The 20,510-nt window shown below is 37.7% G+C and carries 20 protein-coding genes; 5 read left to right on the forward strand and 15 right to left on the reverse strand.

Going from position 1 to position 20,510, the window contains the following annotated elements:
- Positions 1 to 82: 82 nt before the first annotated feature.
- Both J4N46_RS04915 and J4N46_RS04920 read left to right on the forward strand, forming a co-directional pair.
- Positions 83 to 3,487, forward strand: coding sequence for a leucine--tRNA ligase (locus J4N46_RS04915; protein ID WP_208058386.1), 3,405 nt, complete (start codon positions 83 to 85; stop codon positions 3,485 to 3,487).
- Between the two features lie 86 nt (positions 3,488 to 3,573).
- Positions 3,574 to 5,601 carry a hypothetical protein gene (locus J4N46_RS04920; protein WP_208058387.1) on the forward strand — a complete coding sequence of 676 codons (2,028 nt, stop codon included), beginning with the start codon at positions 3,574 to 3,576 and terminating at the stop codon, positions 5,599 to 5,601.
- Positions 5,602 to 6,056: 455 nt separating this feature from the next.
- Here J4N46_RS04920 and J4N46_RS04925 read toward each other — a convergent pair whose 3' ends face one another.
- From J4N46_RS04925 to J4N46_RS04940, 4 genes are all read right to left on the reverse strand, one after another.
- Positions 6,057 to 6,995, reverse strand: coding sequence for a type II toxin-antitoxin system HipA family toxin (locus J4N46_RS04925; protein WP_208058388.1), 939 nt, complete (start codon positions 6,993 to 6,995; stop codon positions 6,057 to 6,059).
- Complete coding sequence (locus J4N46_RS04930; protein WP_208058389.1) at positions 6,988 to 7,317, reverse strand: HipA N-terminal domain-containing protein; 330 nt, start codon at positions 7,315 to 7,317, stop codon at positions 6,988 to 6,990. Before J4N46_RS04930 ends, J4N46_RS04925 begins: the two co-directional genes overlap by 8 nt.
- Positions 7,314 to 7,514 (reverse strand): helix-turn-helix transcriptional regulator, encoded by a 201-nt coding sequence (locus J4N46_RS04935; RefSeq protein ID WP_208058390.1) that lies wholly within the window; start codon positions 7,512 to 7,514, stop codon positions 7,314 to 7,316. The genes J4N46_RS04930 and J4N46_RS04935 overlap by 4 nt, the downstream gene beginning before the upstream one ends.
- Positions 7,515 to 7,623: 109 nt before the next feature.
- Positions 7,624 to 8,079 (reverse strand): hypothetical protein, encoded by a 456-nt coding sequence (locus tag J4N46_RS04940; RefSeq protein WP_208058391.1) that lies wholly within the window; start codon positions 8,077 to 8,079, stop codon positions 7,624 to 7,626.
- 133 nt (positions 8,080 to 8,212) lie between these two features.
- On the opposite strand from J4N46_RS04940, the gene J4N46_RS04945 reads away from it, so the two are divergent.
- On the forward strand, positions 8,213 to 9,001 hold the full coding sequence (locus J4N46_RS04945) for a lipocalin family protein (RefSeq protein ID WP_208058392.1): 789 nt from the start codon (positions 8,213 to 8,215) through the stop codon (positions 8,999 to 9,001).
- A gap of 61 nt (positions 9,002 to 9,062) precedes the next feature.
- Here J4N46_RS04945 and J4N46_RS04950 read toward each other — a convergent pair whose 3' ends face one another.
- The gene (locus J4N46_RS04950) at positions 9,063 to 9,689 is read right to left on the reverse strand and encodes a hypothetical protein (RefSeq protein ID WP_208058393.1); all 627 of its coding nucleotides are present in this window, start codon (positions 9,687 to 9,689) and stop codon (positions 9,063 to 9,065) included.
- 288 nt (positions 9,690 to 9,977) lie between these two features.
- Here J4N46_RS04950 and J4N46_RS04955 point away from each other — a divergent pair, with 288 nt between their 5' ends.
- A complete protein-coding gene (locus tag J4N46_RS04955) occupies positions 9,978 to 11,213 on the forward strand; it encodes a site-specific integrase (protein ID WP_208058394.1) in 1,236 nt (411 codons plus the stop codon).
- A gap of 1,086 nt (positions 11,214 to 12,299) precedes the next feature.
- On the opposite strand, the gene arsB is transcribed toward J4N46_RS04955, so the two are convergent.
- From arsB to arsA, 4 genes are read right to left on the reverse strand one after another with little or no spacing between them, the layout of a single operon-like run.
- Complete coding sequence (gene arsB, locus J4N46_RS04960; protein WP_009388542.1) at positions 12,300 to 13,346, reverse strand: ACR3 family arsenite efflux transporter; 1,047 nt, start codon at positions 13,344 to 13,346, stop codon at positions 12,300 to 12,302.
- Between the two features lie 11 nt (positions 13,347 to 13,357).
- A complete protein-coding gene (locus J4N46_RS04965) occupies positions 13,358 to 14,158 on the reverse strand; it encodes a cation transporter (RefSeq protein WP_009388541.1) in 801 nt (266 codons plus the stop codon).
- Entirely contained in the window at positions 14,158 to 14,586 is a 429-nt protein-coding gene (locus J4N46_RS04970) for an arsenate reductase ArsC (protein WP_155846607.1), read from the reverse strand. The genes J4N46_RS04965 and J4N46_RS04970 overlap by 1 nt, the downstream gene beginning before the upstream one ends.
- Before the next feature lie 4 nt (positions 14,587 to 14,590).
- Positions 14,591 to 16,156 carry an arsenical pump-driving ATPase gene (gene arsA, locus J4N46_RS04975; protein ID WP_208058538.1) on the reverse strand — a complete coding sequence of 522 codons (1,566 nt, stop codon included), beginning with the start codon at positions 16,154 to 16,156 and terminating at the stop codon, positions 14,591 to 14,593.
- 97 nt (positions 16,157 to 16,253) lie between these two features.
- Between arsA and J4N46_RS04980 the strand changes: the two genes are divergently transcribed.
- Entirely contained in the window at positions 16,254 to 17,876 is a 1,623-nt protein-coding gene (locus J4N46_RS04980) for an IS1182 family transposase (protein ID WP_208058144.1), read from the forward strand.
- Positions 17,877 to 17,897: 21 nt separating this feature from the next.
- On the opposite strand, the gene J4N46_RS04985 is transcribed toward J4N46_RS04980, so the two are convergent.
- The 6 genes from J4N46_RS04985 to J4N46_RS05010 form a co-directional block, all read right to left on the reverse strand.
- A complete protein-coding gene (locus J4N46_RS04985; protein WP_208058395.1) occupies positions 17,898 to 18,140 on the reverse strand; it encodes an ArsA-related P-loop ATPase in 243 nt (80 codons plus the stop codon).
- Positions 18,141 to 18,165: 25 nt separating this feature from the next.
- Positions 18,166 to 18,492 (reverse strand): arsenite efflux transporter metallochaperone ArsD, encoded by a 327-nt coding sequence (gene arsD, locus J4N46_RS04990; RefSeq protein WP_208058396.1) that lies wholly within the window; start codon positions 18,490 to 18,492, stop codon positions 18,166 to 18,168.
- A gap of 30 nt (positions 18,493 to 18,522) precedes the next feature.
- On the reverse strand, positions 18,523 to 19,230 hold the full coding sequence (locus J4N46_RS04995; protein WP_009388536.1) for an aromatic aminobenezylarsenical efflux permease ArsG family transporter: 708 nt from the start codon (positions 19,228 to 19,230) through the stop codon (positions 18,523 to 18,525).
- A gap of 1 nt (position 19,231) precedes the next feature.
- The gene (locus J4N46_RS05000) at positions 19,232 to 19,675 is read right to left on the reverse strand and encodes a nitrophenyl compound nitroreductase subunit ArsF family protein (protein WP_009388535.1); all 444 of its coding nucleotides are present in this window, start codon (positions 19,673 to 19,675) and stop codon (positions 19,232 to 19,234) included.
- A 9-nt stretch (positions 19,676 to 19,684) separates the two neighbouring features.
- Positions 19,685 to 19,918 (reverse strand): thioredoxin family protein, encoded by a 234-nt coding sequence (locus tag J4N46_RS05005; protein WP_016420843.1) that lies wholly within the window; start codon positions 19,916 to 19,918, stop codon positions 19,685 to 19,687.
- Between the two features lie 77 nt (positions 19,919 to 19,995).
- The gene (locus J4N46_RS05010) at positions 19,996 to 20,394 is read right to left on the reverse strand and encodes an ArsR/SmtB family transcription factor (RefSeq protein WP_016420844.1); all 399 of its coding nucleotides are present in this window, start codon (positions 20,392 to 20,394) and stop codon (positions 19,996 to 19,998) included.
- Positions 20,395 to 20,510 lie beyond the last annotated feature (116 nt).

Here is a 20,510-nt window from a genome sequence, read left to right on the forward strand (position 1 = left end):
GGAAAGTCGGCGAGCTGGCGCAGCCAAGTATGTGTCCCTGAAAAATTAATTTTCTAATACCTTCTAATAATATACGACTAATATGAACTATAACCACAAAGAAATAGAAGCCTTTTGGCAAAAATATTGGGCTGATAATCACACTTTCAACGCCCAAAACGATAGTACAAAACCTAAGTACTACGTGCTTGATATGTTTCCTTACCCCTCTGGGGCGGGCTTACACGTAGGGCATCCGCTGGGCTATATTGCCAGCGATATTGTGGCGCGCTACAAACGCCATAAGGGCTTCAACGTATTGCACCCTCAAGGGTACGACAGCTTCGGGTTGCCAGCCGAGCAATATGCTATACAAACAGGTCAGCACCCAGCGGTTACTACGGCACAGAACATTGCGCGCTATCGCGAGCAGCTTGATAAAATAGGCTTTTCATTTGATTGGAGTCGTGAGGTAAAAACTTCAGACCCCGACTATTATCGCCATACCCAGTGGATATTCATACAATTGTTCAACTCGTGGTATAACAACGAAACTGACAAAGCAGAACCTATAGAAACACTTATCGCTCTCTTTGAAAAACAAGGCAACAGCAAGGTAAATGCTGCTTGTGATGACGACACCCCCACCTTCACTGCTGAAGAGTGGCGTGCTTTTTCATCAGAACAGCAACAACAAATCCTCCTCAAATACCGACTTACCTACTTGGCAGAAACCGAAGTGAATTGGTGTCCTGCCTTAGGTACTGTACTTGCCAACGATGAAATCGTAAATGGCGTATCGGAGCGCGGTGGTCATCCTGTAATTCGCAAGAAGATGACCCAATGGAGTATGCGCATTACGGCTTATGCTGAACGCCTCTTGCAGGGTTTGGATAGCATTGATTGGAGTGAGAGTATTAAGGAAAGTCAGAAGAATTGGATAGGGAAGTCGGTGGGAGCTGAGATTGTCCTCCCCCTAGCCCCCTCCAAAGGAGGGGGAACTGTGGCGCGTAATAGCAGCGGTTTTATAGAAGAAGACCAAGTAGGGAGAACTGCTACGTGTAAGAGCGATAGACCTTACTTTATGACAGGAGGAAATAATGCATATAGACTTATAGAAGAAGCTAAACGTATGCGAAAAGAACCTACTGAAGCAGAAGCAGCTTTGTGGGAACTTTTGCGTGATAAAAAATTAGGAGATAAGTTTAGGAGACAGCATTTAATAGATGATTTTATTGTTGATTTTGTTTGTCTTTCTAAGAATTTAGTTATTGAAGTAGACGGAGGCTATCATAATGAGCTTACTCAAAAAGAATATGACGAACAGCGTACATTGTTCCTTAATGAAAAGGGATTTAGAGTAATTCGCTTTACTAATGAAGAAGTTCTTGGTAATACAGAAGCTGTTTTAAAAGAAATAAAAAAAGAGTTAATCCTCCCCCTAGCCCCCTCCTTTGGAGGGGGAACTGTGGCGCGTAATAGCGATAATATTAATACAACGTCTCCCCTCTCCTTAGGAGAGGGGCAGGGGGTGAGGATTTTCACTACTCGCCCTGACACGCTTTTTGGGGTTACTTACCTTACTTTGGCTCCTGAGCATCCTTTAGTGCCTCTTATTACTACTGAGGAACAACGTGCTGAGGTAGAGGCTTATATCGCAGCTACTGCCAAACGCTCGGAGCGCGACCGTATGGCGGATACCAAAACCGTATCAGGGGCTTTTACGGGGGCGTATGCTCTGCACCCGCTTACGGGTAAGGAGCTTCCTATCTGGATAGGCGATTATGTATTGGCAAGCTATGGTACGGGGGCTGTTATGGCTGTACCTGCTGGCGATGACCGTGATTATGCCTTTGCTAAACACTTCAAAGGGGCGAAGGGTATGCCTGAACCTATCAACATTTTCAATAAAGATATTTCAGAAAATGCCTTTACTGACAAAGAAGGTATGACTTACCAAAACTCTGATATTCTCAATGGTTGTACTAATTTTGGCGAAGCGGTTACCAAAGTATTGGCAGCCTTAGAAGCCAAAGGCGCAGGCAAAGCCAAAGTGAATTATCGCCTTCGCGATGCTGTCTTCTCACGTCAGCGTTATTGGGGCGAACCTTTCCCAGTATACTATGAAAACGGCTTGCCACAGATGATAGGCGAGGAGCACCTACCTATTCACCTGCCCGAAGTAGAGAAATATCTTCCTACCGAAGAGGGCAATCCGCCGCTGGGCAACGCTACCTCTTGGGCGTGGGATACTGCAAGCCATAAGGTAGTGAGCAACGAACTTATTGATAACCAAACGATATTCCCGTTAGAATTGAATACTATGCCAGGTTGGGCGGGCTCTTCGTGGTATTGGTTGGAATATATGATGGAAAAAGGTGACCGCGCTGTTTTCCCTACCAAAGCTGTAGTAGATTACTGGCAAAACGTAGACCTTTACGTAGGGGGTAGCGAACACGCCACAGGGCATTTGTTATACTCTCGTTTCTGGAACAAATTCCTCAAAGACCGCGGTTTTGCTCCTACTGAAGAACCTTTCAAAAAACTGATTAATCAGGGTATGATATTGGGTATGAGTGCCTTTGCGTATCGCTTAGAAGGTACTAACACTTTTGTATCTAAGAATCAAATAAAAGGGCAATCGGTACAACCTATTCACGTAGATGTTTCTCTCCTCAAAGATACTTCTGATGAGTTAGACATTGAGAAATTCAAGGCGTGGCGTAAAGAATTTGCTGATGCTGAGTTTATTTTAGAAGATGGGACATTCCTCCCCCCAACCCCCTCCAAAGGAGAGGGGAGCTTTCTTACAGGGCGCGAAGTCGAAAAGATGTCGAAATCTAAATACAATGTGGTAAACCCTGATGATATTTGCGAACAATATGGTGCTGATACTTTGCGCCTTTACGAAATGTTCTTAGGTCCGTTGGAACAAGCAAAACCTTGGAACACAGCAGGTATTTCGGGGGTATATAATTTCTTGCGCAAGCTATGGCGTTTGTATTTTGGTGATAACAGCTGGCAAGTAACCGATGAAGCCCCTACGCCCGAAATGCTCAAAGCACTGCATAAAACTATCAAAAAAGTAAATGAAGATATTGAGAATTTCTCCTTCAATACCTCGGTGAGTCAGTTTATGATATGCGTGAATGAGCTGTCATCGCTAAAATGCCACCATAGAGACGTTTTAGCGCCTCTTTCGGTACTGGTAGCACCTTTTGCTCCACATATCGCTGAAGAGCTTTGGAAAAGGCTTGGAAACAGCGAAAGCGTAGCCTATGCGCCTTATCCGGTACACGAGGATAGGTATTTGCAAGAAGACAGCAAGGAGTACCCTGTATCATTCAACGGCAAAGTACGTTTCAAACGCGCTTTTGCAACCACAATGACTCCTGCCGAAATAGAACAAGCTATTCTCGCCGACCCTCAAACAGCAGAACAACTACAAGGCAACGCTCCTAAAAAGGTGATTGTAGTGCCTAATAGGATTATCAATATTGTGATGTAGAAAATATTATAAAAATATTTTGAAAGAGAATTGATAATTAATGATTAAAATTTTCTATTTTTGCAAAATCAAAAATTAATATATTTATGAACCTAAATACGAGTTTAAAAGGAAGATTGCGTAATACTAATTTACCAATCACTTATTCATTGTTTCCATTATTTGAGGCAGTGGTAAACTCTATACATTCTATTGATATGTTGAAACAGGAGAAAGATAATTATAATGGAAAAATTATAATTAAAATACTCCGTTCTTCTCATATGATCACTTATGAAGGGGTTGAAAATAATATTATTGGTTTTGAAATAATTGATAATGGTATAGGCTTCAATAAGAAAAATTATGATTCATTTAGAACTTTAGATTCTGAATTCAAAATAAATTTAGGTTGTAGAGGTATTGGTAGGTTGTTATGGCTCAAAGCGTATGATATTGTAAAGATAAAAAGTACATTTTTAGAAGATGGAAAAATATTTTTAAGAGAGTTTGACTTTAGTGCTGAAAGAGAAATCTTTAATGAAAAAACAGAAGAATCTTCAAAAACAGATATAAAGACAAGTGTTTTACTTTCAAATTTATCTCCTAAATATTATAAAAGTTTACCAAAGACTGTATCAACTATTGCAAGAGATTTGTTGGAACATTGTCTTTGGTATTTTATAAGAGAGGGAGGAGCACCAGACATTATAATTCAAGATGGAAAAGATAATATTAAGTTACAAAATGAATTTGATTCTATGATGCTTAATGCTTCTGAAAAAGATAGTTTTACTTTAAAATCTCATATATTTGATATAATACATATCAAAATAAAATCTACTCAACAAAATAAACACTCTATTAATTATGCAGCAGCTGATAGAGTAGTGAAAGAAGATACTTTATCAAGTAAAATAATACCTGGTTTATTTGGATTTCTCAATGAAAAAGAAGATAAATTTTCATATTTATGTTTTGTTACTTCCTCTTTTTTAAATAATAATGTAAATCCTGAGCGATTAGGTTTTAATATTCCTGAAACATCTAATAATGGTCTTTATGATAAAGAAGAAATTACTTTTACAGAAATAAGAGAAAAAACAATAGAAAAAGTTAAGAATTACTTAGATCCTTTTTTGAAAGAAAATAAAGTAAATGGTTTAGATAGAGTTAAGAATTTCGTTGATACTAAGGCTCCACGATATAAACCTATCTTAAATAGAATATCTGAAGAAGATAAGATAGTAGATCCTAATATATCAGATAAAGATCTTGAAATTAAATTACATAATCATTTAGCTAGTATAGAGAGTGAGCTCATTGAAGAAGGACATAATATACTTATACCAAGTGTAGAAGATGAAAAAGATTACACTCAAAAAATAGAAAATTATTTATCTAAAGTAAGCGTTATCAAGCAATCTGACTTAGCAGGTTATGTAATGCACAGAAAAGTAATACTTGATTTACTCTCTAATGCTATAAATAAAAAGGAAGACGGGAAATATGTAAAAGAAGAAATAATACATAAACTTATAATGCCAATGCAAACTACATCAGAAGATATTTTTTCTGAAGAAAGTAATTTATGGCTTATAGATGAACGTTTAGCTTTTCATAACTATTTAGCTTCAGACAAAACACTCAATTCAATGCCTATAACAGGTTCAGAAGAAAACAAAGAACCGGATCTATTTGCTTTAAATATCTATGATAACCCATTGCTTGTTAACAATGGAAAAACACCTCCTCTTGCTTCTATCACTATTATAGAAATTAAAAGACCTATGCGAAATGATTTTAAAGAGGGAGAAGATAAGAATCCTATAGAACAAGTGTATGGCTATTTAAAAAGGATAAGAAAAGGTAATGTTTCTACCTTTAATGGGAGACCTATTCCAGACTCTGGCAATATTCCAGCCTTTTGTTATATTATTTGTGATATCACCCCTTCTCTATTTGATAAATGTGAAAATAGTGGATTGGAAATAACTTCTGATAAAATGGGCTTTTTTGGTTTTAATAGAAGTCTTAATTGTTATATAGAAATTATTTCATATGATAGATTATTAAATATGGCTAAAGAAAGAAATAAAGCTTTCTTTGATAAATTAGGTTTACCTTCTACATAATTTTCAAACATATCTAAACTATAATATTAGGCTTTTTAATAGAACTATACAAAAACTTTCTAATGAGTTTTTTCTTTTAAGCTATTGCTAAGTAATCATTTTTCTAAATATTTTACCTTTTTATACTTTAAACGTGTTTAAACTTTTTTGAGGAACTCGGAGATAAACCCTAATAGGAGTATTCCAATCCAAGTTATATCAAGATACTCATATCTCATTATCAAATCTGTTTATTCATTTTTGACTGTTTTTTAATTATCATTTAAACGATTCCTTTTTCAATGTATTACAAAGTTTGCCTTGTACAGGTTTACGTATTTGGGCAAATTGCTGAGGGGCTAACTCTAAGATGTTGCGGTGAAAAGAATAATGATGGTTATACTCCATATAAGGGTGGGAGAAATTGAAAGCCTTTTGTAAAATAGTAACATTCGAGGTGTTGTCATAAAATTCAATTATACCACAAATGAATTAGAAAATTTGGCAATTATTAAATCGGAGTATTGTTTTTTCATTTCAGCAGAAAGAAAACTACGTTCAATCCACTGTTGCCAAGTGGGGAGTATTTTGACAAATCGTTGGTAAATGGCAGCTACTGTTTTTTCGTTTATTTGTAAGGACTTTGCCAGAGTATCAAAATCAGTACGTTTGAGACGGTTTTTCTTACCATTGATAGTAAGTGCACTTTCTTCTTCATCAGGAAGTACTAAAAGAGTACTAAGCAAATCGTAAGCAGGACTGAGCTCATACTGCCCTAAGGTGTTTTCAATAAGAGCATAGTTCTTTAGATGCATATCGGTATTCCCTGTCAGGTAGCAAAAGAGAATCAACTCAAAAAGGCGTTGCTGTTCGTAGCCTTTGTTGGTGGTAAATTGTCGTACTAACTTACCTATTTTCTCTACTGACCCTCTGTATTTGTGTTCTGTAAGCGTTTCGGATAGCTGACAGAAATCTTCTACAGCTATTTTTTGTCCGTTCTGCCTATCAAATCGGCGTGTAATATAGGCTAATTCGCCTGAAGAAAGACGAATAAGTGAATGCGCTGCAGTGCGTATGCCTGCTATTTCGGCTAAATGCATTGTAAGGTCTTCGTTTTCGGGTAGGCAAGGGTATTGTTCTGAAGGAGGCTTCAGTATATAATCGCCATAAAGACCTACTAAAGTAAGGCGCGGGGTTTCATTTTTTGTTTTTTCTAACTGTAATGATAATTTTGGTTGTACCCCTGTAACAGCTATACTCCTTACGATGATTTCTTTGGCAAGGGTTTCTAATTGTTCTTTGTTTAAAGTCAATAATGGGGGGGTAGCACTTCCGAAAAACTGTTTGCTACAAGCCTTATGAAAGTCAGTTTCATTGGCATTTAATTCTTTATAACAATATAAACACTTAGACATTATTTTCTGTTTTTGGTATTACTGATACGCATCCTATACAATCTTTGCACATAGCCAAAAGTAGCGCAAATCGGTCGCGGGGATTGAGTTTCCAATTGTCAGTGGCAATTTGCAGCAGCCAGCCTTCGGGTATGAGTCCGTCAAAAAAAGGGAAAAGTATACTGCTGTGGTAAGGAGCTTCCTGTAAGGGTAGGGTAAGGCTGATAGGCTTGGCTTGTGGCTGTGCCAAATAATGCTCATCATATATAAAGTGATACCCCTCCTCGTCTTCGGTGAGGAGTCCTGCTAATTGATTTTTGTAATATATGTCGGCTTTTTTCATTTCTCAACAAGGGTTATTACCCCTACTTCGGCACCAAAGAGGGCTAATACTTGATTTACTTTATCTAAACGCAGGGTGCTTTTGCCTTGCTCTAATTCGCGTACAAAGCGCAAACCTACTCCTGCACGCATTGCTAGTTCGGTTTGTGTGAGTTTTAGCTGCTTGCGCCTTTCCTTTACAAAAGAAGCTATGTTCATAATGGGAAAATTACTAATGAGTATACCTTTTCGGGTACAAAGATACGTATTTTCATTAAATATATACCTTTTCGGGTATAAAAATGTATTTTTTTATAGAAAGTATACTCTATCGGGTGTAGAAAAGATCTCTATACAAATTTACAATTACGGAAAATGTGCATCCTTGAAAGCTGTTTCCTTCTTTAAACGGCAAGGAGTACCCCCAATAAAATTCGATGGAATTGATGAGCGTAATGCCTACGCGGGGTGTTATGGCTTCGGTGTTTAGTGAAACGCCTACTCCTACCGGTAAAATAAAAAAAGCATCTGCTCCTACTTCGGGAATTATTTTCCAGCTGTCTGGTTTTCCTATCTGTGCTCCTGCGTATACTTTGGCTCCTATCGCAGCTAAGCCACTGCGGTCTACTTCGGTGCTATTGAGTGAGGCGCCTATAAAGACAAAGCTGCGGCTGCCATTGGTGCGTGTGTAGGCGGTGCGTACGCCCCATTTGTCGAGGGGTTCCATTAGTTGTGCCTTTGCCCACAAAGGCAATAACAATAATAAAGATATTAATAATTTCATAAAACGCCTGATTTTTGTAAATTTTCAGGGCAAAAATAAGTATATTTTTTGATTATAAAAAAATATTATATAAGATATAAACATATTTTTTATTATCTTTGTCCCGATATTCACTTTTAAAATAAAAACAAATATGAAAAAACGTATTTTATCGGCACTTGTTGCCACAGCTTTATGTCTTTTCTCTTGCGGAAAAGATGATGACAATGGTAGTAGTACTTCGCTTAAAGGTGATTGGTATATCCATACTATGTACAACCTAAAACAAAGTATAAATGAATACAATTGGTATACTCCCAATCAATGTTCAAAACGAACTGTATTTGAAATCTCTGACAACCAGCTGAAGCACAAACGGGTATATGAAGATAATTCTACTTGTAAAGAAGACTTTAAGTATTACGATTACACCGCTTCTAACAGCGCTTTTCATTTGACTATAACGGCTGATTCTCCTAAAGGCTACAAGGGACAAACAGCTACTATCAATTATGAAATGAAAAACAAAGAGCTCATACTGCGTTTCCTAAATGATAAAGGTAATGATGAAACATTGATTCTTCATAAGCGGGGCGTAGATTATAGTCACTTAGACCCCTTTGTAGGTTATTGGAGACTTACCAAAGTACAATTGAAGAGCGGTAAGACTATAAAAGAATTTAAGGCGGGTATTCCTGCTTGCTTTAGAGGTGATATTGTAGCAAGTACAATTGGTTTTACCATATACTACAGGTTATCAGATGACGGTGTGAAATGTGGTGATGAAGAAAGAAAAACCTTTGCTTGGGCAAGAGAAGGCAATACGTATTACAACGTTTCTAACGGACAAAAAGTACCTATTCCGTTTAGCTTTAGCGATGATAAACAAACTCTTTTCTTTGGCAACACAAATACTATTTTGGTATTTCAAAAACAATGGTAATAAAAAAACGTGGGATATCCCACGTTTTTTTTATACATTAACTAGCAACTTGTAGGTTGCTTTATTCTCTTTCTGACATATTATCGCTGTCGAACCAAATGCGGGTACCCCCTACTGGCATTAGGGTATTGAGAGGGTCATTCTTTTCTAATAAATAAAAAGCATACTTGAAGTTCTTAATGCCTTGTGCGGTGATTTCTCCTGAAATGACAGCTAACTGTTTGTAGCTGGCACTTATAGAGTTATCTTCACCTTCAAAAGCCATATAAGCGGTGAATTTATTCTCACTACCCGAAATAATAGTGCCTTTGCCTATCGCTTTATCATTACTTAAGAAATCGAGGTTTTGGTAGTCCGTTTTTATTTTTACGCCTTGTTGGTCGTAGAAACGATAGGTATAACCTGTTATCTGATAGCCTACAACATACTGATTATCGGGTACATCAGTAAAAGCTAACTCGAACGGAGTTATATTGAAAGTACCTTCAATATTAGGAGGGGTAGTACCGGTATGTATGACCATACCGCTCGCTTCTAATTTTCTTAGAATTTTATCAGAAATGATGCTTTTGACCTCCTTGGGTAGGTTCTGATATTTTGTGCTTTCTTCGCTCTCTGATTTAGAGCAAGAGGCTGTAGCCAATAGGGAAAAAACGCCCATAACAAAGTAATAAATGTTCTTTTTCATAGTTTTTTATTTTTTAATTTTTGGCGCAAAATTACGAATAAAAAGCAAAACTACAAAAAATAATGTAATTAGCTCATACAAAGAGGATTAATTTTTTGACAGGAAGATAAGAGAAGACAGAGTCTTAGATGTTTTAGATAGTTTTTTTCAAAATTAGGTTTCTAAATCGTTACCTACCATACTGAAAAATATTTTTTATTAATAGGTTATATTTCAGTGTTTTACACCTTTTTTCATATTGTACAGTAACTTGATAAAAAGTACTTTCGCAAATTAAAAAATTAGAGTATGAAAAAAGTAAAACGCTCAACCTTTAAGGTATTGTTTTACCTTAAAAAGAATGCCCCAAAGAAGAACGGTAAGGTTGCTATTATGGGGCGTATTACCATTGACAATCAGGTAGCTCAGTTTAGTACCAAACTTGAAATCCTTCCACAGAAATGGGATTTGAAATATGGCAGGGTAACAGGTAAAACAGAAGAAGCTACCCAACTCAATCGCAAGCTAGAAGAGATCCGTTCACGTATGGTTACTCATTATGAGGAACTGATGAAGTACGAGGGAGTGGTTACTGCTCAGAAGCTAAAAGCTACTTTCTTGGGTATAGGAGTAATGGAAGATTCCTTGCTAAAAGTCTATGAGAATTTCAAAGAAGGCTTTGCCTTGATGGTAGAAAAAGGTGTTAGAAGTTACAGCACTCTTAACAAATATGAGAATGTATATACTCATTTGAGCGAGTTTATCCAGTATAAATACCGCAGAAGTGATATTTCTTTCAAAGAGCTTACAGAAGACTTTATCAACGATTTTGATTTCTATCTTAGAGTTAATAAAAGTCTTACTCACAACACAATATGGGTTTATATGATGCCCCTTTGTAAAATGGTAGAAATAGCCATAGACAAAGGAATTATCTATCGCAATCCTTTTAAGAATTATATAAGTTCTATGGAGGAGAAAGATAGAGGCTATTTGCTTAGAGAGGAAGTAGAAACTCTTTTACAATATCACCCTAAGAGTGCTTCTGCTGAATTAGTACGAGACCTATTTGTTTTTAGTTGCTTTACAGGCTTCTCTTATATTGATATCAAACAACTTAAAAGAAGCCACTTACAATCGTTCTTTGACGGCAACAAATGGCTTATCAAACGCCGTCAGAAATCTGATGTGCCCTGTAATGTACGTCTGTTGGATATAGCCGAGAAAATTATTGAAAAATATGAAGGTACGACTCGTACAGAGGCATTGTTTCCTACACCCTCCAATGCTAATTGCAACCTCTTAATCAGAAAGATGATGAAAGATTGTAACATCATTCGTGAAAAACCCATTTCATTTCACTGGGCACGCCATACCTTTGGTACTCTGTTCTTAACAGAAGGGGTTCCCTTGGAAAGTGTTAGTAAGATGATGGGACATAAGAATATCAAAACTACCCAGATTTATGCTAAAATCACCAATGAGAAAATCAGCAAGGATATGGAAATTGCTGCCGAACGATTAAAGAATTTAAAGATAGGATAGCTTCTCAGTGTCTTTTAAAAATTAGAAATCCATTGATAATATTTCAAAAAGAGATGTGTCAATGGATTTTTTTGTTGCCTTACAAAAAGCTATCTCACAAAGATAAGAGTGTTATTAAGACTTACCTATTTTCCCTGTTTTAAACACTTAAGGCACGTAATGGCGGTTCGTTGTTCGAGTGCAAAGGTATTTCTGTGTTCTTAACGCTTCTTGCAAGGTCAAGCCCGATGGGTTTTCAAAAAATCTCCAGCCCTTGTCCGTTGTCCTGAGGGTAGTATTTTTTTGAAAAACCTTGCAGAAGCTAAACACAGACCTTTTATGGCACTCGAAACGAAACCAGCTCATTCCGACCTTTAAGCGAATAAAAAAAATGTCTAATATGAGAAAAATGCCGCTTCTTACAGATTGTTTTTTGAAACGAATACCGCTTTTCCTCCCATTGTCGAATAAAAATTTCAAACTATGTAGCTACCTAATTACGTTTTTACCTTCGTACATACTTGCTTGCTTTGATGCGTGAATGCAAAGTAATGTACAAATATACATATAGCTTTACATAGAATTGTAAATAACTCTGTAAGTAAGTGATTAAATATATTGCTAATATGCCCTAAATCACTTTATGAGCTTGTAATATTTATCTTCTTTTCTTATGGTTAATTAAAATTTGACCTTTAGGGAGAATTTTCTGTTCACCGGAACAGAGCAAGTTGTGTTTTGAGGCACGCATTAGGCGTGTAGGCACCTCAAAACCACTTGCCCTTGCAGGGAGCTTAAAACACACTCCGAAGTCGTGGTTTTTTACTTTTATATTTTTATTGTATTAAACTAAACGACAAAAAAAAGGGGCTGTCTAAAAAGTTTTGATTTGTGAGGGCGAATTGCCTTTCGCTCCTACAAGGGAAGCAAAAGTTATTGATTGTTAGTCTAATCATTTTACTAAAGTCTTGGACTTTTTCAAAATGTGAGAGGCAATCATACTTTTGAAGACTTTTTGGACAGCCTCATGCCAGAAACGTTAGAAACAAACATTTCCAGCACCAAGCCTTTTTACGATAAAGTTAGATTAGGACTTTTGCCCTATTGTTATTTTGTAGCCGGAAACCAGCTTCGTGTGTTATTGGCAATCCTTACTAACATCAACATCACCGGAACTTCGACCAGCACGCCCACCACCGTAGCCAATGCAGCCCCGGATTGTAAACCAAAAAGAGAAATAGCCACAGCAACCGCCAATTCAAAGAAATTACTTGCCCCAATCATTCCGGCAGGTGCGGCAACATCATGGGGTAATTTCCACCATTTCGCCCAACCATAAGCAACGAAGAATATCAGAACCGTTTGCAACACAAGCGGAACTGCAATCAATAAGATATGCAGGGGATTGTTCAGTATCGTTTCTCCTTGAAATGAAAACAGGATAATAAGCGTTAATAGCAATCCACCTACCATATAATTATTAAATTTCTTAATAAATACGTTATTGAAATACTCCACACCTTTGCGGCGGATAACCATTATTCGGGTAATGACCCCAGCAGCAAGTGGTATTACAACAAACAGCCCTACGGATAGCAACAGAGTATCCCACGGGATAGATACGCCGCCAACTCCCAGCAAGAAAGCAACGATAGGGGCAAACGCTACCAATATGATTAAATCGTTCACTGCCACTTGTACCAGTGTATAAGCGGCATCCCCTTTAGTAAGGTAACTCCACACGAACACCATTGCTGTACAAGGTGCAGCCCCCAATAATACCGCCCCGGCTAAATATTCTTCGGCTAATCCGGCAGGTATAAAGGCTTTGAAAACCACATAGAAGAACAAATAAGCTATTCCGAACATGGTAAATGGCTTTATCAGCCAATTTGTAACACAAGTGACTATAATTCCTTTCGGACGCTTGCCGACATTCTTAACACTTTGAAAATCTACTTTTAGCATCATCGGATAAATCATTAACCAAATCAGGATTGCCACGGGTATAGACACGTTGGCATATTCAAATTTGCTTAATGTTTGCGGAATTGCCGGGAGCCATTGTCCCACGGCAATTCCAATAATGATGCACAAGGCAACCCAGATAGTCAGGTATTTTTCAAAAAATCCAATTCCTTGTTTCTTTTCCATATGTTATAGTTTTACTTTGAGAGTTTCAGTATGCGTATCGCGCCTCTAATGACGATGAGAAAGACAATGATGCCTATGATCAAATCAGGGGCGTTGCTGTTCAATAGTCCAACCAACAGCCCTGCAACGATGACTCCTATATTGACAATGACATCGTTGGCTGAGAAAATAACACTGGCTTGTATGTGGGCCTCCTTGCTCTTTGTGCGCTGCAACAACCATAGAGAGGCTGTATTGGCGATTAGTGCAATGAACGAGATGACAATCATAACTAAAAAGTCTGGGGGCGTTTCGAGGCCCATAAAGCGTTTGATAACTTCGATGAGCCCCAATACAGCCAGTGAAATTTGAAGGTAGCCACTGAGTTTTGCTACTTTTTGCTGACGGGCTATAGTTGTTCCAACAGCCATCAGACTCATGCCGTAAACCAAAGCATCTGCCAACATATCCAAACTGTCTGCGACCAAGCCCATCGACTGGGAGATGATGCCTGTTGTGGCTTCTATGATGAAACATAGAAAGTTGATGACGAGCACCCAACACAACACCCGTCTCTGAACTTTGGAGGTGGTTTCAGACTTTGCTTCATCGCAGAGAGAAGATGCTGTTAGCTTGGCACCAAGGTTTAATGTTTCAAGCTGTTCCTGAATCGACTTCACTTCCCCGTGATGGATGACAACTAAGGTTCTTTCCGCCAAGTCGAAATCGAGACGCTCCACTAAGGGGCTATTGCCTAATTTCAGACGGATTAAATTTTCCTCGCATGGGCAATCCATCTTTGGAACATTGAACTTAGAGATATATTGGTGCATTATTCTTGTTTTCCTTGGATATGGTCGATGTAGAACTGATAGAAGCGGGCTTTTATTTCATCCCGTACCCGATGAAATTCACTGTTTATAAACTCCGGCGTTCCGGTTGCTTCTGATGGGTCGTCAAATCCTATATGCAGCCTGTTCCTTACTTCACCCGTAAACATCGGGCAGCTTTCGTTTGCCCCACCGCAGACCGTAATAACATAGTCCCATTCCTGTCCTATATATAGGTTTACACTTTTAGGGGTATGGTGGGTTAAATCTATACCCATTTCATCCATAACCTTTACCGCCATCGGATTAACCTTTTCAGCAGGTTTTGTTCCTGCTGAAAAGACATCCGGTTTATTGTCAAATGATTGCAAAAAGCCATGTGCCATTTGGCTGCGGCAGCTATTTCCTGTACAAAGAATTAAAATCTTCATGTTTTTAGTTGTTTTTCCAAGCTATCAGGGCAGCATTTCCCTTTGATAATTCTTCTACTTTCTTAATCCAAGCCAATTCATTTTGCGCCTTTGCCCGCAAGAAAGAATTTTCGGTGCCTGTTAATGACAAGCAAGCATTCACGACCCACCATTTATTATTAATCCCGGCACGTTGTAAGTCCATTTGCAAACGTTCGGCTTCAAATACGGGTGTTGCTTCGGGCAGGGTCACAATAACAATTTCTGTTTCCTGTGGGTTTCTTAAACGTGGTAACAGCTTTCTTACGGAAGCGGGAGTGTCGCCTTGTGTACGTTGTACTTCCTTATGGTAACTTTCCGTTGCATCCAGCAATAACAAAGTGTGTCCGGTAGGCGCGGTGTCAATTACTACGACTTCATTTTCTGCTTTATCGACAATTTCAGCAAAAGCCCGGAATACTGCAATTTCCTGCGTACACGGTGAACGTAAATCTTCCTCTATATATTCCATATCTTCGGCTGTCATTGTTTCCGCAGCTTTACTGCGAACCTCGTTTTTATAGGCTTCCAACACTTCCGCTTCGTCAATCCGGCTTACCGTAATGCCAGCCTGAACATCCAGGTTATAATTCAGATGGTTTGCCGGATCAGTCGTGGTAAGATGCACCTTTGCTCCCAGTTTTGTTAATTTCAGGGCTATTTCAGTGGCTAAAGTGGTTTTTCCCACGCCGCCTTTTCCCATAGTAAAAACAACCCTTTTTCCTGATTGATAGAGGTCGTTTACCAGTTCATCCATCCCTTTGGCATCGGTAATCCGCTGATAGTTCGCATCATTTGTTAAATTATCATTGTAAAGCATCCGGCGGATATTCGCAATATTAGATAAATTGTATGACCGTAAAGGAACATAATAAGACGGATATTCCAGCAGTTCCGCAGGAATCTGTTTCAGGGCATTTTGCTGCCTGTCATATATCTGTTTCGATACGTTATCGGCTTCATCTAATTGCAGCAAAAGCCCGTTGATTACCAATAGCTGGTTTCTAATTCCCAGTAATTGCAATTCATGTGAAGAACGGGCGGCTTCTTTTAATGGTGCGATTTCAGGACGGCTAACCAATACTAAGCGGGTTGCGTTTGCATCCGAAAGTGTTTCAACTGCCTGCTTATAGATACCTTTCCGTTCTTCCAAACCGGATAATTGACCTAAGCAAGATGCACCGTGCGTACTCTCACTAATAAATGTACTCCACGCTGATGGTAGTTGTAACATTCGTAACGTGTATCCCGTGGGGGCTGTATCAAAGATAATATGGTCGTATTCTTTTGCTTTATCAGCATCCGTGATAAAATCGGAAAACTGGTTGAAAGCCGCAATTTCTACCGTACAAGACCCTGAAAGTTGTTCTTCCATATTCTGAATTACACTTTCGGGCAGTTGTCCCCGGAAAGGAGCAATAACGCCTTCCTTGTATTCGGCTGCGGCTTGTTCCGGGTCGAGATTAACGACCGTTAAGCCGGGTACTTCTTGAATATCCGTGCCGTGTACGTTCAGAGCCTGTCCGAAAAGTTTTAAAAGGCTGATTATCAGTAATGAATAAAAAAGAGGCTATCTTTTATCGGATAGCCTCTTATTATTTGGTGTTTTACCACAAATTTTGTATCTTTGTGGCTCCTAAAAAAACACTATGACAAAAATATCATTTAAATCTGAACCTGACAAATTTTTAACACTTTTTCCCGAAAATATTTTTGATAAAATAGATAAGAACCATCCTGCTAAACTAGTTGAAATGGTTGTTAATCAATTAGATATAAAAGATATACTTCAAAAATATAAGGGGGGAGGATGTTCTGCGTATCATCCTCGTACGATGATAAAAATAATCTTTTATAGCTACCTTTCTAATATTTATTCTTGCCGTAAAATGGCTCTCGCAGTTAAAGAGAATCTTCCTCTTATGTATTTGGCAGGTGGTACAACTCCTGATTTTAGAACTATTAATGATTTTAGAGGCAAAACTCTGAAAGATTCTCTGCAAAAACTTTTTGCTGAAATTGTAAAACTCTTAGTAAAAGAAGGTTATCTTAGCCTTGATATTCAGTATATTGATGGTACAAAAATAGAGTCAGCTGCCAATAAATATACTTTTGTGTGGAGAGGTTCTGTAGAGAAGTACAAGGAAAGGTTAGAAGCAAAAATTAATAAAGTACTTTCTGATATAGAAGATAGTATACAATCTGATAATCAAGAAATTAACAAAAAGGAACTTCCTAAAGAAATTAATGCAGAAGCACTTAAAGAGCAATTATCCCAAATCAATAAAAGGCTAAAAGAACCTACTAAAAAACAAGAAAGAGAGTTACAAAAGCTTCAAAATGAATATCTTCCAAAGTTAGAACAATACGAAAAAAGTTTAGAGATAATGGGAGATAGGAACTCTTATAGTAAAACAGATACTGATGCTACTTTTATGCGAATGAAAGATGATCATATGAAAAATGGTCAGTTAAAGCCAGCTTATAATGCTCAAATATCTACTGAAAATCAGTTCATTACTCACGTTAGCATCCATCAAACGCCAAGTGATACTACTACATTAGAAAGTCATCTAAATGGGTTTGAAAAGAATTATCAGAAACAAAGCAAAGAAGTTTGTGCTGATGCAGGGTATGGCAGTGAAGAAAACTACGAAATACTTGAAAGAAAAGGTGTTAAGGGATATATAAAGTTCAGTTTTTTTCATATAGAACAGAAAAAGAAGCAAAAAGAAGACCCATTTTTAGTTCAAAATATGTACTATAACCTAAAAGAGGATTATTATGTATGTCCAATGGGGCAAAAACTACGAAATGTAGGGAAGGGGAAGCGAATATCGAGTAATGGATATAAATCAGAAATTGCTTATTACCAGGCACAAAGATGTGAGGGGTGTCCGCTTAGAGGTTTATGTCATAAATCAAAAGGCAACCGAAGAATAGAGGTTAATTATCGATTAAATCAGTTAAAATCACGAGCGAGAGCATTATTAACCAGTGAAAGAGGTCAGTATCATCGTAGAAAGCGTCCGATAGAAGTTGAAGCAGTATTTGGACAGCTAAAAAGTGATAATAAGTTTAATCGGTTCACACATAGAGGTAAGGAAAAAGTAGAAATGGAATTTTTACTAATGTCAATTGGTCATAATTTTAGAAAATTATTGTCTAATAGGAAGAAGACCGCCCAATTGGAAGCAAAAACTAATAAAAACACACTAAAATCTTCTCAAAATACAACTTTTTTATTTTCTTACCTTTTACAAGCTGCTTAAGAATCCAAAATCTTGAATATTTTAGAAAATATAAAATAAAATCTTAAAAAAGAAGGCTGTCTTTAAAAGTTTAAACAAAACTTTTCGGACAGCCTCATCTTGCAGGTTTGAAGCCGGGTCTGTACTGATAAGAAGTATTTTCTTTCCATTATCTGCCAAGCCTACCGCAGTAGCACAAGCAATCGAAGTTTTTCCAACACCGCCCTTTCCGGTGAAGAAAAGGTATTTCATCAAATCTATATCTGATAAATTAAATGTTTTCATTTTTATATAATTAGCTGGTGAATACTCATTTTACTGGCATAAAATCCAAATTGATACCCGTCCATTCACTCATTTGTTTGGTGGTAGGATAGGTTTTTGAAACAGCGATTTCACCGTCCACTAAAGTAATAGGCAGTGCATCCGCCCCATATTTTTGCAGATGCTCGTTTACTGTTTTATTACTTACATATACTTGCGGTTCGTCACGTAAATTGTGACGGGTAACGATGATACCCTGTTTCTTCAATGTTTCAATAACAACCGCAATACGCATTAATTCAGGGTCAATATTTGTTCCACAAAGACCCGTAGGGCAACACATTGCCGGGTCGAAAATTTCTATCTTTTTCATACTGTTTTTATTTAAAATGATACTCTATGTTTATAGATAAAAGACTACTACATAATAAATTCCTACCGCAATAAAGAGGATGGCAACTATTTTACGAAACCATTTCTCAAATATTTGCATCCGGTTATAAAACTTACCCAGCCCGGCAACACTATACGCTAAAATCCATGCAACAAGGATTACGGGTAATCCCGTAGCAATAGCGTAAATTATAGGTAAGAGATACCCGCCCGTTTCCGCTGCTGACAAAGGCATAAGCATACCGAAATAAAATACTCCACTGGTAGGACAAAAAGCAAGGGCAAATAAAATACCCAATAGCATAGCCCCCCAACCGCCTTTAGTCCTCTTTTTCAAACTTTCACCGCCGATATTGATTTTCGGTAGATTGAGTTTTATTACATCGAGCATAAATATTCCAATGATGATTAACGCCGGAGCAATCAGTATTTCCGCGTACTTGCTTACGGCTTTTTGAACCATAAACATACTTGCTCCCTCACGGAGAATAGGAATAAGGATAAAGCCAAGAACCGTATAGCTTACTATTCTTCCGAAAGTATAAAGCAATCCGTTTATAAATATCCGGTGATGGTTTTCTATGTCCTTACTAATAAATCCTATTGCCGTTATGTTGGTCGCTAACGGACACGGGCTGACCGCCGTTAAAATCCCCAATATAAAAGCTGTAATAGCAGGAATAGAACTGTTATCTAATAGCGATTGAAGAAAATCCATCTTACAACTGTTTTAACAATTCGTCAATCTTGCTTTTAATTCCCTCTTTAAACTTGTCCGGTGTATTTTTCGCATTGGAAAAGCTAAACTCGGTCATGTTGTTTACATTCTCCTTGCCGTCTTTCCAGCCGTTAACAAACAAAGACGACCATGTAACTTCGTACTTGTCTGCAATCGCTTCATTTTCTTTCTTTGAAATATCTATCACTTTATAGATAATTTTACCGTCTGCTTTTTCTTTTGAATAAAGGCTATCCAAAAGGGCTTCTGTATTTGTTTCTATCGCCCGGCAAGTGATACACCGTTGCGCTCCATGAAAATAAAGAACCTCTATGCGGTTAGACTGTATTTCTTCCGCTTGATTTTCTCCGGTCTTTTTCTTTGAATCGTTACCACAGGAAACTAAGACCAGCGTTGCAATCAGTAGATAAAATAATTTTCTCATAGTTCATTTTTATTTGGTTATCAACTCTTTCACTTCTGCAAGGGATAACTTTTTCCCAGCTGATACGACTTTCTCGTCAATCACCAAAGCCGGAAGCCCTAAAATGTTATACTCCATGATTTTCAATAAATCTTCCTCTTTGATAAGGGTTGCATCGCAACCTAATTCTGAAATAGCTTGTTTGGTAGTTTCGTACAAGGCTTTACAGCTTGAACACCCAGTTCCTAATACTTTAATTTTCATTGTCATTTTACTTTAAAGTTAATATAATAATCGTAGTTCGTAGAACTACGAACGTTTATTCCAAAAAAAAGGTACTGCTATTCACAGCACGATGTATCTTTACATTTACAGTCCCCTAAAAAAGCTGCAAACAATTTTCGGGCAAGTTCCCAATTCTCCCGGTTTATACAATACCGGACTTTGGGCGTTTCTATTTCCCCCTGAATTAAGCCAGCTTCTTTCAATTCTTTCAAATGCTGCGAAACGGTTGCTTTAGCAATAGGTAGTTCTTCGTGAATATCACCGAAGAAGCAACTATCTTGTTTTGCCAAGAAAGCAAGAATAGCCATCCGTGCTGGATGTCCCATTGCTTTGGCAAAGCGAGCAATCTGTTCCTGCTCTGTTGTGTACTGTTTCTCTTTCACTCCAATTCTCCTTTCTTCTTTGTTGTTCGCAAAGGTACGAACAATATTTTGAATAGCCAAATAATACGGCATATTTTTTCTATTTTTAGTGTAAACCTATTTTAGGATATGACACTATAAAAGAGGCTGCCAAAAAAAGTTTAAAACAAACTTTTTAGACAGCCTCAGCAACGCACGTTTGTGGGTGC

Origin of the sequence: Capnocytophaga bilenii (genome assembly GCF_017565765.1) — a bacterium.
GTDB lineage: Bacteria > Bacteroidota > Bacteroidia > Flavobacteriales > Flavobacteriaceae > Capnocytophaga > Capnocytophaga bilenii.

What these genes read in the sequence shown, in the direction of transcription:
- J4N46_RS04995 (WP_009388536.1), bottom strand. Translation starts at nt 19,230, where the DNA reads ATGGATTTTCTTCAATCGCTATTAGATAACAGTTCTATTCCTGCTATT.
- J4N46_RS05005 (WP_016420843.1), bottom strand. Translation starts at nt 19,918, where the DNA reads ATGAAAATTAAAGTATTAGGAACTGGGTGTTCAAGCTGTAAAGCCTTG.
- J4N46_RS04935 (WP_208058390.1), bottom strand. Translation starts at nt 7,514, where the DNA reads ATGAACATAGCTTCTTTTGTAAAGGAAAGGCGCAAGCAGCTAAAACTC.
- J4N46_RS04930 (WP_208058389.1), bottom strand. Translation starts at nt 7,317, where the DNA reads ATGAAAAAAGCCGACATATATTACAAAAATCAATTAGCAGGACTCCTC.
- J4N46_RS05010 (WP_016420844.1), bottom strand. Translation starts at nt 20,394, where the DNA reads ATGCCGTATTATTTGGCTATTCAAAATATTGTTCGTACCTTTGCGAAC.
- arsD (WP_208058396.1), bottom strand. Translation starts at nt 18,492, where the DNA reads ATGAAAAAGATAGAAATTTTCGACCCGGCAATGTGTTGCCCTACGGGT.
- J4N46_RS04920 (WP_208058387.1), top strand. Translation starts at nt 3,574, where the DNA reads ATGAACCTAAATACGAGTTTAAAAGGAAGATTGCGTAATACTAATTTA.
- J4N46_RS04970 (WP_155846607.1), bottom strand. Translation starts at nt 14,586, where the DNA reads ATGAAGATTTTAATTCTTTGTACAGGAAATAGCTGCCGCAGCCAAATG.
- J4N46_RS04965 (WP_009388541.1), bottom strand. Translation starts at nt 14,158, where the DNA reads ATGCACCAATATATCTCTAAGTTCAATGTTCCAAAGATGGATTGCCCA.
- J4N46_RS04955 (WP_208058394.1), top strand. Translation starts at nt 9,978, where the DNA reads ATGAAAAAAGTAAAACGCTCAACCTTTAAGGTATTGTTTTACCTTAAA.
- J4N46_RS04940 (WP_208058391.1), bottom strand. Translation starts at nt 8,079, where the DNA reads ATGAAATTATTAATATCTTTATTATTGTTATTGCCTTTGTGGGCAAAG.
- J4N46_RS04915 (WP_208058386.1), top strand. Translation starts at nt 83, where the DNA reads ATGAACTATAACCACAAAGAAATAGAAGCCTTTTGGCAAAAATATTGG.
- J4N46_RS04950 (WP_208058393.1), bottom strand. Translation starts at nt 9,689, where the DNA reads ATGAAAAAGAACATTTATTACTTTGTTATGGGCGTTTTTTCCCTATTG.
- J4N46_RS05000 (WP_009388535.1), bottom strand. Translation starts at nt 19,675, where the DNA reads ATGAGAAAATTATTTTATCTACTGATTGCAACGCTGGTCTTAGTTTCC.
- J4N46_RS04925 (WP_208058388.1), bottom strand. Translation starts at nt 6,995, where the DNA reads ATGTCTAAGTGTTTATATTGTTATAAAGAATTAAATGCCAATGAAACT.
- J4N46_RS04985 (WP_208058395.1), bottom strand. Translation starts at nt 18,140, where the DNA reads ATGAAAACATTTAATTTATCAGATATAGATTTGATGAAATACCTTTTC.
- J4N46_RS04945 (WP_208058392.1), top strand. Translation starts at nt 8,213, where the DNA reads ATGAAAAAACGTATTTTATCGGCACTTGTTGCCACAGCTTTATGTCTT.
- J4N46_RS04980 (WP_208058144.1), top strand. Translation starts at nt 16,254, where the DNA reads ATGACAAAAATATCATTTAAATCTGAACCTGACAAATTTTTAACACTT.
- arsB (WP_009388542.1), bottom strand. Translation starts at nt 13,346, where the DNA reads ATGGAAAAGAAACAAGGAATTGGATTTTTTGAAAAATACCTGACTATC.